This window comes from Streptomyces sp. SID14515, from assembly GCF_010548505.1.
GTDB classification, from domain to species: domain Bacteria; phylum Actinomycetota; class Actinomycetes; order Streptomycetales; family Streptomycetaceae; genus Streptomyces; species Streptomyces caviscabies.
The window spans coordinates 221461-237624 of sequence record NZ_JAAGMH010000065.1 but is presented as its reverse complement, the minus strand read 5'-3'; the positions used below and the strand labels follow the sequence as shown (position 1 = coordinate 237624).

Below are 16164 nucleotides of genomic sequence, written 5' to 3'. Positions count from 1 at the left end.
GCGCCGAACGCCTTCCTTCAGGCTTCGGTCAGGCTGCCGTCACGTCACTCCCAGGGTGCAGGCCGTCTCCTCCCGCCGGTTGATTCCTCGCGGCCTGTGCGTTTTTAAGATCATTCTTCGGAGAACGGACCGATCGACCGGTGGAGCACCGAATGACGCTGCTGGATGTACTGCTGGACGCGGTCCGTGAGGTTCCCGGGCAGGTCGTCGTTCATGTGCGTGGCGACGGCGGCGAGCTGACCGTCACGCTGCGCGAGCTCTTGGACGACTCCTTGCGCGTGGCCGGTGGATTCCGGGCGGCGGGGGTGGCGCCGGGGACCTGTGTGCCGTTGCTGGCCGACCGCAGCGAGGACTTCCAGCCGATGTTCTGGGGTGCGGTGGCGGCCGGTCTGGTGCCGGTTCCGCTGGCTCCGGACGCCCGGAGGGTGGTGCCGGTCTGGGAGCACCTGGGGCGGCCGCCCGTCGTCGTGGACGCCTCGACCGCGCCGTTGACGGGTGAACTCCCCGGCGGTGTACGCGCCCTGGCCCTCGATGCCCTGCGGGAGGGGCCGGTACTGCGGGAACCTGTCGCCGCCGGGCCCGAGGACGTCGCCTTCGTGCAGTTCTCCTCGGGGAGCACCGGTGCGCCCAAGGGCGTGGAGGTGACGCACGCCGCGGTGCTGGCCAATCTGGAGCAGATACGGGCCGCCTCGGCGCTGGGCGCCGACGACGTGGTGGTCAGCTGGATGCCGTACTTCCACGACATGGGGCTCATCGGCACCCATCTCGCTCCCCTGGCCGCCGGGGCCAGGCAGGTCAAGATCGGTCCGCTGACGTTCGCCAAGCGGCCCCGGGTGTGGTTCGAGGTGGCGGCCCGGCACCGGGCCACGGTGCTGTCCGCGGCCAACTTCGCCCTGGCGTTGGCCGTACGCCGTGTTCCCGACGAGGTCCTGGCCCGGCTGGACCTCTCCGCCGTACGGCTGGTTCTCGTCGGGGCGGAGCCGATCGCGCCCGCGGTGTGGCGCGCCTTCGCCCTCAAGACGCGGCCCGCGGGGCTGGACCCGGCGGCGGCGCAGCCCGTCTACGGCCTGGCGGAGGCGACGCTGGCGGTGACCTTCCCGCCGCCGGGAGAGGTGGCCGTGCCGCTGGTCCTGGACCGGGCCTCGTTGAGCGGTGGGGTGGCGGTGGATGCCGAACCGGGCGCGGAAGCCGTCGAGTTGATGGACGTCGGGCTGCCGGTGTCCGGCTGCGCCGTACGCATCGTCGACGACGCGGGCGCCGTCCTCGGGGACCGGCGGGTCGGTCACATCATGGTGAGCGGTCCTCAACTGGCCCGTGGCTACCACCGTCTGCCCGGCGTGAGCGCGGAGGTGTTCGCCGACGGGTGGCTCCGCACCGGTGATCTCGGGTTCCTGCGGGACGGGCGGCTGTGCGTCACGGGCCGGCACAAGGATGTGCTGTTCCTCAACGGCCGTACGTTCCACGCCATGGACCTGGAGGCGGTCGCGGCGGCGACGCCCGGGCTGCCCTCCGGCGCCCCGGCGGTGATCGGTTCGACCGACCCGGTCACCGGAGCCGAACGCGTCGTGGTGTTCATCCCCTGGGCGCGGCCCCCGCGCGACGCGGCGGAGGTGCTCGAACGCGTCGCGGCCCGGGTGCGCGAGGCGCTGTTCCACGACGATGTGCGCGTGCTGGCCCTGCCGCCCGGGGCGTTCCCCCGTACGACGAGCGGCAAGCTGCAGCGCCGGCGGCTGCGGGAGCGCTTCGAGGCGGGCGAGCGAGGGATGGGCGCGTACGCGGCGGGCGGGCGCGGGGTCGGCGAGTACGCGGCGGGCGAGCCGGGGCCGGGAGGCGGAGGCGATCCCACGCCTGCCGCTTCCGACAGGGCGAAAGCGGCCGTCCGGGCGGCGTCGGAGCCCCGGTCGTCGGCGGAGCCGCGGTCGGCGGCAGGGACCGTCGAGGTCGTGCGGGAGGTGTGGGCGCGGATATTGGGCCGGTCCGCCGAGTCGATCGGGGCGCACGAGCCGTTCGGGAGCCTCGGGGGAACGTCGCTCAAGGCCATGGAGGTGCTGGTGGCGCTGGAGGACGCGTTCGGTGTGACGCTGCCGCCTGCGGTCATCCGTGACCACGGCACGGTGGCCGCCTTGGCCGGCCACCTTCTGACGGTCGTCCCCGGTTCGCCGTCGTCCGGACCGGAGGACGGTCCGCCGTCGTCGGCATCGGAGACCGTGGGGAGCGCCGTGCCGCCGGCCGGAGAGGCGTTCGGGGCAGACGCGACCGGCCCCGCCCAGGCCGTCAGCGCCCCGGCCACTACCGCTGCGGCCGTCATCGGAATGGCGTGTCGGTTCCCCGGCGCCGACACCCCCGAGGCCTTCTGGGACCTGCTCGTCGACGGGCACGACGCCGTCACCCCCGTACCGCAGGAACGTTGGAACGACGGCCACGATCGTCCAGGGATACGGCCGAGCGCCCCTCGGAAGCGTTGGGCGGCCCTGTTGGACGATCCAGCCGCTTTCGACGCCGGCTACTTCGGCATCGGCGAGGACGAGGCCCGCGCCCTCGACCCGCAGGCGCGGCTCTTCCTCGAACTCGCGCACGAGGCCCTCGAACGCGCCGGATACGCGGGGCCCCGTCGGCGCGGGCGCAGGATCGGTGTGTTCGCGGCGGTCGGGGACAGCGGCTACCGCGAGGTCCTGGACCGCGCCTCCGCCGACGGCTCTCCGCCGCCCACCGCGCTCACCGGGAATCTGCCCTCGCTCATCGCCGCCCGTGTCTCCCAGAGCCTCGACCTCGACGGTCCCGCACTCGCCGTGGACACCGCCTGCTCGTCGGGGCTGGTGGCCCTGCATCTGGCCCGGCGCAGCCTCCTGGACGGCGAGTGCGACCTGGCCGTGGTCGGCGGCGTCAACCTCCACCTGACGTCCGCCCCGCACCGGCTGCTGGAAGAGGCGGGGGCGCTGTCCCCCACCGGGCGCAGCCGCGCCTTCAGCACCGACGCCGACGGCTTCGTGCCCGGCGAGGGAGGCGCGGCCGTCGTCCTGACGCGCCTGGACGCGGCGCGTCTCGCGGACGATCCGGTACTCGCGGTGGTCCGGGGCACGGCCGTCAACAACGACGGCCGGTCGATGAGCCTCATGGCGCCGAATCCGTTGCGGCAGCGCGAAGCCATCACCCGGGCGTACGAAGCGTCGGGCGTCGATCCCGCATCGGTGACCTATGTGGAGGCCCACGGGACCGGCACGGCCGTGGGGGACCCGATCGAGCTGCGGTCGCTGGCCCACGCGTTTCCCGTACGGCCCGACGGCGAACCGCGGTTGCTCGGTTCGGTGAAGACGAACATCGGGCATCTGCTGAACGCCGCCGCGCTGCCCGCGCTGGTGAAGGTCGTGCTGGCCCTGGGCCACCACAGGCTGCCGCCGTCGCTGCACTGCACCCCGGCCTCGCCGGACCTCGCTCCCGCCGGTTTCACCGTGGTGGCCGAGGCCCGGGAGTGGACGTCCACCGGGCCTCTCGTCGCGGGGATCAACGCGTTCGGCTTCGGCGGCACCAACGCCCACGCCGTCCTCGAACAGGCTCCGCCCTCTCCTCCGCTGTCGGCATCGCTGCCGCCGTCGTCGCCGTCTTCGTCGGGTGCTCCGCGTGAAGTCGCGGTTGAAGGGCCTCACTTGCTGACCCTGTCGGCGCGCAGTGCGGGCGGGCTGCGGGACGCGGTGGCCCAGCTCGCAGCGCACCTGGAAAGCCGGCCGCAGCTGCGTGAGGGCGACGTCTGCCGGACCGCGAGCACGTCCCGGGACGAGGGGCCGCACCGGCTCTCCGTCGTCGCGGACGGTGATCTGCGGGAACGGCTCGCCGCCATCGCCGCCACCGGAACCGCCGGGACGGGTGAAGCGGGTGGGCAGGTCGGGGGCGTCGTCCGGTCGCGGCCGCGCGTGGTCTTCCTGTTTCCCGGGCAGGGAACGCAGTTCCCCGGCCGGGACCGGGCGCTGTACCGGACGGCTTCGGTGTTCCGGGACACGTTCGACGAGGCGTCCGCGCTCCTCGGTCCGGTGTGCGGCCGGCCCCTGCTGGACTGGGCGCTGGATCCGGAGGTGGATCCCGCCGCGCAGGCCGCGACGGAGGTGGCGCAGCCGCTCCTCGTCGCCTCCGGGGTGGCGCTCGCCCGCCAGCTGCGTACCTGGGGTGTGGCGCCCGACGCGGTCGCGGGGCACAGCGTCGGGGAGATCACCGCGGCCTGTGTCAGCGGGGTGCTGACCCTTCGGGAGGCGGTACGGTTCGCGGCCGAACGCGGCCGTCTCATGGGCGCGTTCACCGAGCCGGGCGCCATGATCGCCGTCCGCGGGGGCGAGGACGCGGTCGCCGCGGCGGTGGCGGCGGCCGACGGGGCCCTCGCCGTGGCCGCGTACAACGGTCCCGGGCTCCAGGTCCTCTCCGGGACCGTCCCCGCCGTGCAGCGCGCCGCCCTCGACCTCGAAGCCCAAGGCGTCCCCACCCGTCGCCTGCGGGTCTCCCGGGCCTTCCACTCACCGCTGATGCGGCCGATCGCCGACCGGCTCGCCGACGCGGCCCGTGCGCTGAACCCGCAGGCCCCGTCCGTCGCCCTCATGAGCACCGTCACCGCCGAGTGGCAGCCGGTCCTCGGCCCGGAGTACCTGCGCGAACACGCCCAGCGCCCGGTGCTGTTCGGGGCGGCCGTGGAACGTCTGGCCCGGGAGGGGTACGACACGTTCGTGGAGGTCGGCCATGGCGCGACCCTGTCGGGTGCGGTCCGGGCGGCGACGGGAGCGTACGCGGCGGGGGTGACCGGTGCGTCCGATGCGTCCGAGGGCTCCGGTGGCGTGACGACCGTGATGTGCGCGCTGCCCGGACGTTCCGATGGCCGCACGGACCCGACGGACGCGACGGACGCGACGGACGCGACGGACGCGACGGACGCGACGGACGCGACGGACGCGGAAGAACAGCCGCCCGGTGTACCCGGTGACGGGCACGGCGGCAGCAGGGCGCTCCTGGAGAGCGTCGGCCGTCTGTGGTCGCACGGCGTACCGCTGGACCGGACCGCGCTCGACGCGGAGCACCACCGGATTCCGCTGCCCACCTATCCCTTCCAGCGCTCCCGGTACTGGGCCGATCCGCCCGACAGCCCTCTGCTGCACCGGGTCCGGTGGGCGGACGCCGCCCTGCCCGGAAGGGCGGCGGGGGCCGGGCGTTCGGTGCTGCTGACCGGACCCGACTCCGCGTCCGTCGACCGGCTCGCCTCGCAGCTCGTCGCCGAGGGCATCCGGCTGCACGAAGCGGGCGACGGGCCGCCGGGCGCCGTGGTCCTGGTGGCCGGGCCCGCTCCCGACCAGGACACCGCCAACGCGCTCGGCCGGGCACAGGAGGTCGCGCTGGCCGCCTTCGAGGAGGCCCTCGCACGGTTCGACGAGTCGCGCGCGGTCCGGCTGCTGGTGCTGACCGAGGACGTGCACGCCACGGGGACCGTACGGGAGAGGCCTCGGCCGGCCCACGCCGTCCTCGGCGGGCTCCTGCTGGCGCTGCCGCAGGAGACTCCGGGTGCCTCGGCCGTCGCCGTCGACCTCTGTTCGCTGGACACCCCGTCCCAGCGCCTGGCGGCCGTACTGGCCGAGCTGGCGTCGGACGGCACTCCGGGCAGCGCCGCCTCCGTCGCCTGGCGCGCGGGGCGCAGGCTCGCCCGCCGCTTCGCTCCGCTGACGACCGGTGCCGCAGCACCGTCCGGCGCGCACCGGTCACCGCTGCCGCCCGACGGCACCTTCCTCATCACCGGGGGCGGCGGTGGAATCGGCGCCGCGCTCGCCCGGGACCTCGCCGGCCGGGGCCGCCCGACCCTCGTGCTGACCGGGCGCTCCCCGCGGCTTCCCGTGGGGCTGGCTGAGGAACTGCGCGCCCTGGGCGCCACCGTCGACTACCGCGTGGCGGACGTCTCGGTGGAGCGCGACATCGACGCGCTCCTCGCCGGACTGCCTCGCCTCGACGCTCTCTTCCACGCTGCGGGAGTGGTACGGCCCGGCACCCTGCGGAACAGACGCGCGGAGGAGACGGCGGCCGCCCTGGCCGCCAAGACCCGGGGCAGTCTGCTGCTCTCGCTGGCCCTCCGCCGGCACGGGCTCGACCCGGCGGTCCGTGTCGTGTTCTCCTCCGTGAGCGCCGTGCTGCCCGGCCTGGCGGGCGCGCTGGGCGACTACGCCGGTGCCAACGCCTTCCTCGACGCGTTCGCCGCGTCGGAACGACAGGCGGGCCGGCCCTGGTTGTCGGTGAATCTCGCCGCGTGCGCCGGAACGGGCATGGCGGCGGCCCTCGGCACCGGGGCGGGAGGAGACTCAACCACCGTACGGAGCACCGGGGGCAGGCCCATCGCCCCCGCTGCCGCGCTGACGGCGCTCCGTACGGCATGCGGCGTCGACGCGGCTCAGCTACTGATCGCCGACCTGACGCCGCCCTCGCGACCCGCGGCCGTAGCGCCCCCGACCACGACGGCGGAACCCAAGGGAACGGGAAGGGAGCCGGAAACCCACACCGATACCGGTTCCGGTTCCGGTTCAGATGCCGGTACAGCCGCGTTGCTCCGTCGGCTGCTGGCCTCCGCGTTGCAGGTGCCCGCCGCCGGGATTCCCGACGACGAGCCGTTCCTCACCCTCGGTCTCGACTCGCTCGCCGCCGTCGACCTCGTCAGGCAGCTCGAACGGGAGCTGGGCAGGGCCTTGCCCGCCACGCTCTTCTTCGAGTACCGGACCGTCGGCGAACTGGCCGCGCACCTCGACGCACCGCCCGCCCCGACCTCGCATCCGGTGCCGACTCCTGGGCCTGTTGCCGTGGCCGCTCCTGTTCCGGACGGGGTGCCCTTCCCGCTCACTCCCGTCCAACGGGCCCTGTACGCAGGCAGCCTGCTCCACCCGGAGGTCCCGGCCCACGGTTACGTCCGCCAGACCGTCCGAGGTCCCCTGGACACCCGGCTTTTGGGCCGGGCGCTCGCCGCGCTCGCCGATCGGCACACCATGCTGCGGATCCGTATCGAGAGCACCGGGGGCGCCGAGAGCGCCAGAAGCACCGTGGACGGGGGCGGCTCGGCGACGCCGCGGCAGTACGTCGCGCCGCCCACCGCGCTCTCCGCCTGGTACGAGGTCCACGAGCTCACCGGGCGTATCGAGGAGCTCGAAACGGCCCTGTGCAACCGGCCGTTCGACCTCGCCGCCGAGCCTCCCGTACGCGCGGTCCTCGCCCGGGAGAGCCCGGAGCTGTCCCATCTGGTGCTGGTGATCCACCATGCGGCCGGCGACGGATACAGCCTCAACGTCCTTGCCGGGGAGCTGTGGTCGCTCTACACCGCCCTCGCCCACGGGAGCACACCGATGCTGCCCGCGCTCGGCACCGACTTCGCGCGGTACGCGACCGCTGCCGCCGACGAGCGGTCCGCCACGGACGGCGCGCGGGCCCTCGCCGTCGACCGGCGGTACTGGTCGGAGCGGCTGGCCTCCCGGGGCGAGCCGCTGCGCCTGCCGTACGACGGCGATCCGTCCGCTCTTCCCACGGCTCCCCTGGCCACGCACCAGAGTGCCCTCGACGCGGAGCTGACCACCGCGTTGGAGAAGCGGGCCGCGGCTCACGGGGTGAGCCTGTTCCATCTGCTGCTCGCCGTGCACGTGCGCTGTCTGGCCCGGTGGAGCGGGCAGCGGGAGATCGCGGTGAACGTCGCACGCGCCCGGCGGGAGGGCCGCCTGGCGGGTCTGAACGGCCTGGTGGGCCCGCTCGCCGACACCCTCCCACTGGTGTGCGGAACGGACCCGGACGAGCCGGTCGGGGCCCTGGCAGAGCGGCTGGCGGGGATCTGGCTGGAGAGCGAGCGGCACGCGAGCCTCACCGGCCTGGACCTGGCCCGGCTGCTTCCGACGGACCCGTCCGGGGCCGGACCCCGGACGGTGAGCCCGGCAGGCTTCAGCTTCTCGCGCTTCCCCGTCGCTCTGGACGAGCGTTGTCCGGTGAGCGTGCGGCCGACCGCTGCCGGCACCGCCACCGCCGCGACCCGCCTGAGCCTGCTGTGCTGGCAGGACGAGACGGTCCTGCGCTTCTCGTGGAACTTCCCCGTCCGGCTCTTCGACCCGGCGACGGTCGCCCGCCTGGACCGCGACTTCCACGACGAACTGGCCGCTCTCGTCCGGCCTCGGCCCGACGCCCCGAACGCTTCCGGGTCCGCGACGGTCGTGCGCAGGCTGGTCGACCGGTTCCGGGCCACGCCGGACGCGGTCGCCGTCGACACCGGCGACGCCACCCTGACGTACGCCGAGCTCGACCGTGCCTCCCACGCCCTCGCGGTCTCGCTCCTGGCGCACGGCGTCACCCCGGGAAGCCTCGTCGGCCTGCTCACCGAACCCGGCGCCGACACCGTCGTCTCGGTCGTCGCGGCCCTGCGCGCCGGGGCGGGCTGGGTTCCGCTGGACGCCGGCCACCCGACCGCGCGGCTGGTGGACCAGCTCACGCGCTCCGGAGCCCGTACGGTGCTCTGTCACGCCGCCACCCGGGCGGTGGCGGAGACGCTGGGCGACGTCACGCTCGTGTCCGCCGACGCGTCCGCGCCGCTCCCGTACGACGGAATGCGGCGTTCCGGCGTGGACCCGGCCGCCCGTTCCGTCCGGTCCCCGGGCGAGGTCCTCGCACCCGACCGCCCGGTCGACGCGGACGAGATCGCCTATGTGATCTTCACTTCCGGATCCACCGGCCGGCCCAAGGCGGTGCCCATCACCCACCGGTCGATGGAGAACTACCTCGACTGGGCGATCGGCGCCTTCGGGTACGACGAACACGACCGGCTCGCCCAGACCGCGTCACCCTGCTTCGACGCCTCCGTCCGTCAGCTCCTCGCCCCGCTGCTCGTCGGCGCCGCCGTGGTCACGGTGGCCTGGGATCTGCTGCGCGACCCCGACCGGCTGCTGACGCACGTCGAACGGAGCCGGATCACCGTCTGGAGCTCCGTCCCCACGCTCTGGGAACAACTCCTCTCCGCGTCCGAGGAACGGGTACGGACCGGCGCACCGCGTCCGGATCTGTCCGCGCTCCGGTGGATCCACGTCGGCGGCGAGGCCCTGTCCCCCGCCCACGTACGCCGCTGGTTCGACCTCTTCGGCGACGGTCAGCACATCGCCAACCTGTACGGCCCGACCGAGGCGACCATCAACACGAGCTGCCACATCATCCGCGCCCGGCCCGGCGACCAGGTGCGGCGACTCCCCATCGGCCGCCCGGTCTCGGGTACGCAGGTGGAGATCGTCGGCCCCGACGGGGAGCCCCGGCGGCCCGGCGAGGCCGGCGAACTCCTCATCTCCGGAATCGGCCTGGCCCCGGGCTACCTCGGCGAACCCGCCCTGACCGAGGCCGCGTTCACGGTCCGGCGCGGGCGGCGCTGGTACCGCAGCGGCGACCGGGTGCGGTGTTCCGAGGACGGCACCCTGGAATTCCTCGGGCGGCTGGACGACCAGGTGAAGATCCGGGGCAACCGGGTCGAGCCGGGCGAGATCGAGGCGGTGCTCCAGACCCATCCGGACGTCACCCACGCCGTCGTCGTCGCCGAGGACGGACGCCTCACCGCGTTCGTGACCCCCGGTCCCGGGTCGTCCCGGGCGGACGCCGTGGCGCTGCGGCTCCATCTGGCGGAGTCACTGCCGCCGTACATGCTTCCGTCCCGGATCACCCGTGTCGGCAGGATGCCGCTCACGAGCACGGGCAAGATCGACCGTCGTGGGCTGACTGCCCTCCAGCCCCACGAGGAAGCGTCCGCCTCTGCCGGGTCGGGCACGGACACCGGCACCGGCACGCGTAAGGGCGACCTCCGTACCCCGCCCCGCACTCCGACCGAGGTCCGGCTGGCCGCCATCTGGTCCGCCCTGCTCCGGGTCGACGACGTGTGCCGTGAGGACGACTTCTTCGCTCTCGGCGGCGACTCCCTGCTCGTGCTGGAGGTGTTCGCCCGGCTGGAGAAGCAGGGCGGGCCGCTCCCCCGGCCGACCGTGATCTACCGTCACCGTACGCTCGCCGCCCTCGCGGGCGCGGTGGACGCCGCCCCCGACGCCGACGCCGACGCGAACAGGCCGGCGAACGTGAACGTGTCGGCGCGGGTACACGATGAGGCCGCCGCCACCCGCTCCTCGGCCCCCGATCCGGCCGTGAGTCCGGCGCCCTTCCCCCTCACGCCCACCCAGCGGGGCTTCCTGCTGGCCGAGGCCATGGCACCGGGTGCGACCTCGTCCGGGCTCACGCGACTGCGGCTGCACGGCCCTCTCGACCCCGCCCGCTTCCAGAGCGCGGTGGACCTGCTCGTCGTGCGGCATCCGATGCTGCGCACCGTCTTTCCCGCCGGGGCGCGCCCGGCCGTCCAGCAGGAGCTTCCGGCCTCGCTGCGGCTGCCGGTCGACTTCGAGACCCTCACCGACCCGGAGCAGGTGGAAGAACGGGTCACCGCCGAACGGGCCCGCCGTTTCGAGCCCTGGGCCTGGCCCCTGCTGCGCCTGCGGGTGCTCACCGTCGCCCCGGACGAACACGTCCTGGTGGCACACGCCCACCACATCATCGGCGACGGTTACAGCGCCGCGCTCCTGGTACGGGAACTGACGACCGCGTACGACGCCCTGTCCCGCGGCGAGGAACCGGCGCCGGTCCCCCTGCGCAGCACCTTCCGCGATCACGCCCTCCAGCTCGCGGCGCGCACGGACACCGTCTCCGCGACGGTCGCCGGGGCGGACTCCATCGGGTCGACCAGCGAGGACCGGTGGGCACGACTCGGCGCGGCCTACCAGCCGCCCGCACTCTCCGCCGCTTCGACCGCCGGTCGGAGCACCACTTCGACCGGCGGCACACCTGCGGGTGCCACCGCGAACCCGCTCTTCCACACCCATCGGTTCACGGTCGACGCCGACCAGGTGACAGCGCTGCGCGGCCTCGCCGCACGCACCGGCTCCACCCTCCACGCCCCGGTGCTCACCGCCTACTACCGGGCGCTCGTAGCCGCCACCGGCCGGGCGGACCTGGTGCTCGGTCTCGCGGTGAGCGGCCGGGATCCCGCCCTGCCCGACGCACACCGGGTGTTCGGGCCCTTCGCCACGGCGGTTCCACTGCGGCCGGCCGGTCCGGCGTCCGGGCGGCCCGACGACGCGGGGTTCGAGGACGATGTGCGGCGCGTCGCGGCCGAGGCCGTCGAGGCGCAGACATACGAGGGGGCTGTGCCGCTGCTGCCCAACGGGCTGCCTCTGGCCTCGCAGTTCTTCTTCACCTATCTGGATTTCTCCGCTCTGGGACCGGAGAGCGGCGGGGCGCTGAGCGTCACCCGGGAGGACGGCGACAGCGCGTATACGCCTCCTCCGGCCGGCACGGATGTGTTCCTGGCGGCCGCCCCGGACGGCGGGCGGCTGCGGGTCACGGTCCGCGCTGCGGCGAGGGCGTTCACGCCAAAGGGGCTGGCAGCGTTCGCGGACTCGGTGCGCGAGGGTCTGGCGGAGGCTGCGGGCTCGGCCGTGCCCGGTCCCGGCCGCCTCGACCGGCCGGGCGGCTCCGGCCGGGACCGGCGGATGGACGCCGCGCTCGTCGGCTATCTGCCGTCCCCGGCCGACCTCGCCCGCCTGGCGGGTCTGCCGGAGGGGGCGCTGCCGCGCGAGGAGTTGCGGAGCCTGCTGTTCCCCGGCGGTCGGCCACGGCTCCTGGAGACGCTGCGGACGCCGCTGGGCCGTTCGGGCTTCGTGTGCGTCCCGCTGTTCGCGGACGAACTCGCCCCCGGCGACGACCTGCTCGGGCACACCGCACGGGGTGTGGAGTTCGCCTCGTCGCTCGGGGCGCGGGCCGTGTCCCTGGCGGGCATGATCCCCTCGCTCACCGGTTACGGCTTCGATGTCCTGCGGGCCGTCGGCACCACAGGAACCGCCCGCGCCGTCGCCACCGGACATGCCGTCACCACCGGTCCCGTCGCCCCGGTCGCCCCCGCCGTCACCACGGGTCACGCGGCGACCGTCGTGTCCGTCGTCAGGACCGTGCACGCCGCTCTCGAGGCGACGGGGCAGGAACTGGGCTCTCTCACCGTCGCGTTCGTGGGGCTCGGCTCGATCGGCTCCTCCTCGCTGGAGTTGTTGCTCACCCGGGCCCACCGGCCGCCCGCCCGGCTGCTGCTCTGTGACGTACCGGGCAGCGGGCCACGTCTGAAGGAGCTGGCCGACAGCCTCCTGGCACGCCGCCTGGCCGAGTCCGTGGAGGTGGTCGAGTCGCACCAGGGGCTGCCCGATGCCGTGTACGGGGCCCGGCTGATCGTCGCGGCGGTCAGCGGGGGCGGCACGCTCCTGGACGTCGACCGGCTGGCACCGGGTACGACGGTGGTCGACGACTCGTTCCCGCACTGCTTCGACACGGCGCGCGCCATCGGCCGGATGGAGCGAGAGCAGGACGTCCTGGTCGTCGGCGGTGGGCTGTTGCGTGCCGGTCCCACGGAACGGCTGGTGGCCGAGGGTCTGCCGGCCGCCGCGGTGGCCGGGTACCTCGCGCGGCCGATGGTGCCGGACAGCATCGCGTCCTGCCGGCTGGAGTCCTTGCTCCAGGCCTCGGGGGCCGAGGTGCCGCTCGTCCACGGTCCGGTCGACGCGGCCACCGGACTGGCCTACTGGGAGGCGGCGGAGGCGTCCGGCATCCGTGCCGCACCGCTTCACCTCCTCACCCGCACCATCGACGTGGACATGCTCGCGCGGCGCCCCTGGAGGTCATGACCGTTCCTCGTGCCGGGCGCCGGGGCGTTGTCAGTGGTCGGGATTAAGTTCGTTCTTGTCCCGCCGCGATGGCGTGGACGTCCCCTTTCGCATGCATGGGAGTTGGCGCGTTGTCGGTCTGGGAGAAGTCGAGTACCGCGCGGGTGGTGCCGCCCGCGCGGCCGCGGAAGCTGGCCAAGGTGCCGTTCGTCGAACTGGCCGACGGGCGGTTGCAGGGCGTCGTCTCCAGCGGATCGGACATCGGGCGGGTGTACGTGTCGTCCGTGGCGGCCCGGACGTACGCGTTCGCGTGCAGCACCAACAACAACCGGCCCTGCGGCGGTGCGCGCGGCATGTTCTGCAAGCACATCCAGGCGCTCGTCGGCGAGGCGGTGCTGCAGTACGGTGCGGAGCGCGTCGCCCGCTACCTCGCGGTGGACACCCCGGACGGGGAGCCCGACGCGCAGTCCCTCACCGCCGCCATGACCGCCACCCGGCCGGTGCTGGGCGACTCCTCGGCGGCCGCACAGGTCTTCAGCCGGTTCCTCCGGCACCTGGCCTATCTCGAACTGGCCCCGGTCACCGCACCGTTGCCCGAGATGCAGTGGTTCCCGCCGACCCGGGCGGTGGCGTGATGCGCGGCGATCTGCTGTCCGATCCGGTCGACGGGCTCGACGAGGCGCTCGCCGCCGTGGACGCCTTCGACGAAGCGCTGGTGGCCGGGCTGCTGCGGCCGGGGCCCGCCCAGGCGGCCGCGGTCGCCGGGCTCGCCGGGGCCGTCGCCGGGACCCCGCTGGCCGCGCGGGTTTCGGAGGCCGCCGACAGGGCGACGGGCGGGGCCGCCGGGGAGGACCACTTCGTGGCGCTCGCCGCCGCCCGCGGCGCGCTGCTCGGCTCCGTGCACGACGCCTTGACGCACCGGATCGACGAAGCCGTCGGCAGGCCCACCGCCGAGGAGGAGCGGGCGGAGGGCTCCGGCACGGTGTCCGCCGAGCCGGAGCAGGGTTCCAACCTCATCGCGGCGGCCCGCAGTTGGCTGTGCGATCTGGCGCGCGGCGGCTGGCGGGGCATCGACCACGAGCTCATCGCCGGGGCCGCGCCGGTCGTTTCCGCGATGCTGCCCGAACCGGGCCTGCGTCGTCGGGCGACGCTGCTGGACGGGTTCGCCGCCGAGCTCGCCGCGTCCTGCCCGGGGGCGGCGCTGGAGCGCGTGCCGGTGCGCCGGTGGGCCGATCTGTGGTCGCGCGCCCTGCTGTTGACGGTGCCCGGCGCCGCCGGGGAGCCGTCCGTCGTCCCGGTGACCGGTCGGCTGTTGCCGCTCGGCGTCGATGTGCAGGAGCACGCGACGGCCGTGCAGGCGCAGGTCCACGCCGTGTTCGAGCCCGCGGACGGCGGGGCGCCGCGTCTGGTGCGCGCCGGGGTCTCAGCGCCCAAGCCCGACACGGTCGTCGGGGCGGGCCTGTGGCAGCTGTTGCGTCCTCGTCTGTCTCTGCTCGGGGCCGTGAGCGAGGGCCGCTCGATGGAGCTGGAGGCCATGCCGATGACCGCCGAGGGGGATCTGGTCTGGGACGACGGGCGGGCCCGTACGGGTGAGCCCGCCGACGCCTTCGCCACTGCCCGGGTGATGCTGTCCGCGGCGACGGCCGCCCGCACTGCCCCGCTGGACCGGCATCCCGTCCGGATCGCCGTGCCGGTGCTGCTGGAGGGGTACACCGCGCGGAACGAGGAGGGCCGCCTCGCGTTCGATCTGGCGGGCCGGCTCCTGGCCGTCGACGCCGACCGGCTGCCCACCGCCGGTCCGCTGACGCCCGAGGCGGTCGCCGCCTCCAGCGCCTGCGTCGGGCTGCTGCGCTGGGACGCCGGGGAGTTCTTTCTCCAGCCGCTCGCGGTCGAGGCGACCGTGCGGAAGAAGGCCGTCGCCGTGCACGCCGGGGCGTGGGCGGGCGGCACCACCGACAAGGCCGGTGTCCGGGCGGAGAAGGCCGCCACCGACGCCGTCGCCGTGCTGCGCGAGCGCGCCGGAAGGCTGTTGCGGAAATGACCGAGGATCCCACCCGGCGGCCGCCGGGCCCCGAAGCCCCGCCCCAGGCCGGGCCCGACCCGTACGACAACCGCCGTCAGGTGCTGTACTGGCGGCTCCTGGCCCGTCTCTTCGACGGTGAGGAGCAGCCCGCGCTGGAGTCGGCGAGCCTCGGGGTGGTCGAGGACATCGGGCTGCCGTCCGCGCTGCTGGACCCCGGGACGTCGCTCGACTCGGTCGTGCAGCGCCACCCGGAGCTGGCCGCCGAGTTCGACGGGCTGATGACGCCGGACGACGGTGCGGACGGCGCCCGTGACCGGGCGGCGGAGGTGCGGCGCGCGGCGCTGGTCTCGAAGGTGCTGCTCAATGTCTTCGCGACCGGTTCCGGCGCGGTGACCGCCGAGCAGCTGGCGCGCTGGCAGTCCGACGCGGGCTGGCTGGGGCGTGCGCAGGGCGGTCGGCCCGGTGGGCTCCGCGGCAGGCGGGCGGCGGGCGCGGGCCCGGACGGCGGCGGCCTCGGGCCCGAGTTGGCGGCGATCGAGGCGGACCTCGTGGGGCGCATGCGGCTGCGGGAGGTGCTGGCCGATCCGGCGCTGGCCGCGCGGCTGACGCCCAGCATGTCGCTGATCGAGCAGTTGCTGCGGGACAAGGGCAATCTGTCGGGTGTGGCCCTCGCCAACGCCAAGTCGCTCATCCGCCGGTATGTCGACGAGGTCGCCGAGGTGCTGCGTACGCAGGTGGAGAAGGCCACCGTCGGCGAGCTGGACCGTTCGGTGCCGCCCAAGCGGGTCTTCCGCAATCTCGACCTGAACCGCACGATCTGGAAGAACCTCACCAACTGGAGTCCGGAGGAGGAGCGGCTCTACGTCGATCGCCTCTACTACCGGCACACCGTCCGCAGGACGACACCGCAGCGGCTGATCGTCGTGGTGGACCAGTCCGGCTCGATGGTCGACTCGATGGTGAACTGCACCATCCTGGCCTCCATATTCGCCGGGCTGCCGAAGGTGGATGTCCATCTCATCGCCTACGACACCCGCTCGATCGATCTCACTCCGTGGGTGCACGACCCGTTCGACGTGCTGCTGCGCACGAATCTCGGCGGTGGGAATGACGGCCCCGTCGCGATGGCGATGGCCCGCCCGAAGATCGCCGAGCCGAAGAACACCGTCATGGTGTGGATCTCGGACTTCTACGAGTTCGACCGCTCCCAGCCGCTGTTCGAGGGCATCGAGGCCGTTCACCGCTCCGGGGCGAAGTTCATCCCGGTCGGCTCGGTGACCAGCTCCGGACGGCAGGAGGTCAACCCCTGGTTCCGGGAGCGGTTCAAGGCTCTGGGCACGCCCGTGGTCTCCGGACACATCGACAAGCTCGTGCACGAACTCAAGACGTTCCTCACCTGAGGCCCCAGGGGGCCTGGCGCCGCCGGCCTCCTCC

General features: G+C 74.2%; 4 protein-coding genes. All 4 read left to right on the top strand.

Annotated elements, in window-relative coordinates:
* Positions 1–152 precede the first annotated feature (152 nt).
* The 4 genes from G3I54_RS12375 (at position 153) to G3I54_RS12360 (ending at position 16130) form a co-directional block, all read left to right on the top strand.
* Positions 153–12728, top strand: a complete 12576-nt coding sequence (locus G3I54_RS12375; protein ID WP_164614014.1) for a non-ribosomal peptide synthetase/type I polyketide synthase — start codon at positions 153–155, stop codon at positions 12726–12728.
* A 110-nt stretch (positions 12729–12838) separates the two neighbouring features.
* Entirely contained in the window at positions 12839–13342 is a 504-nt protein-coding gene (locus G3I54_RS12370; protein ID WP_230543733.1) for a hypothetical protein, read from the top strand.
* Positions 13312–14748: a hypothetical protein gene (locus tag G3I54_RS12365; RefSeq protein ID WP_164614012.1), complete on the top strand. Its 1437-nt coding sequence runs from the start codon at positions 13312–13314 to the stop codon at positions 14746–14748. The genes G3I54_RS12370 and G3I54_RS12365 overlap by 31 nt, the downstream gene beginning before the upstream one ends.
* Positions 14745–16130 (top strand): VWA domain-containing protein, encoded by a 1386-nt coding sequence (locus G3I54_RS12360; protein WP_164614010.1) that lies wholly within the window; start codon positions 14745–14747, stop codon positions 16128–16130. The genes G3I54_RS12365 and G3I54_RS12360 overlap by 4 nt, the downstream gene beginning before the upstream one ends.
* Positions 16131–16164 lie beyond the last annotated feature (34 nt).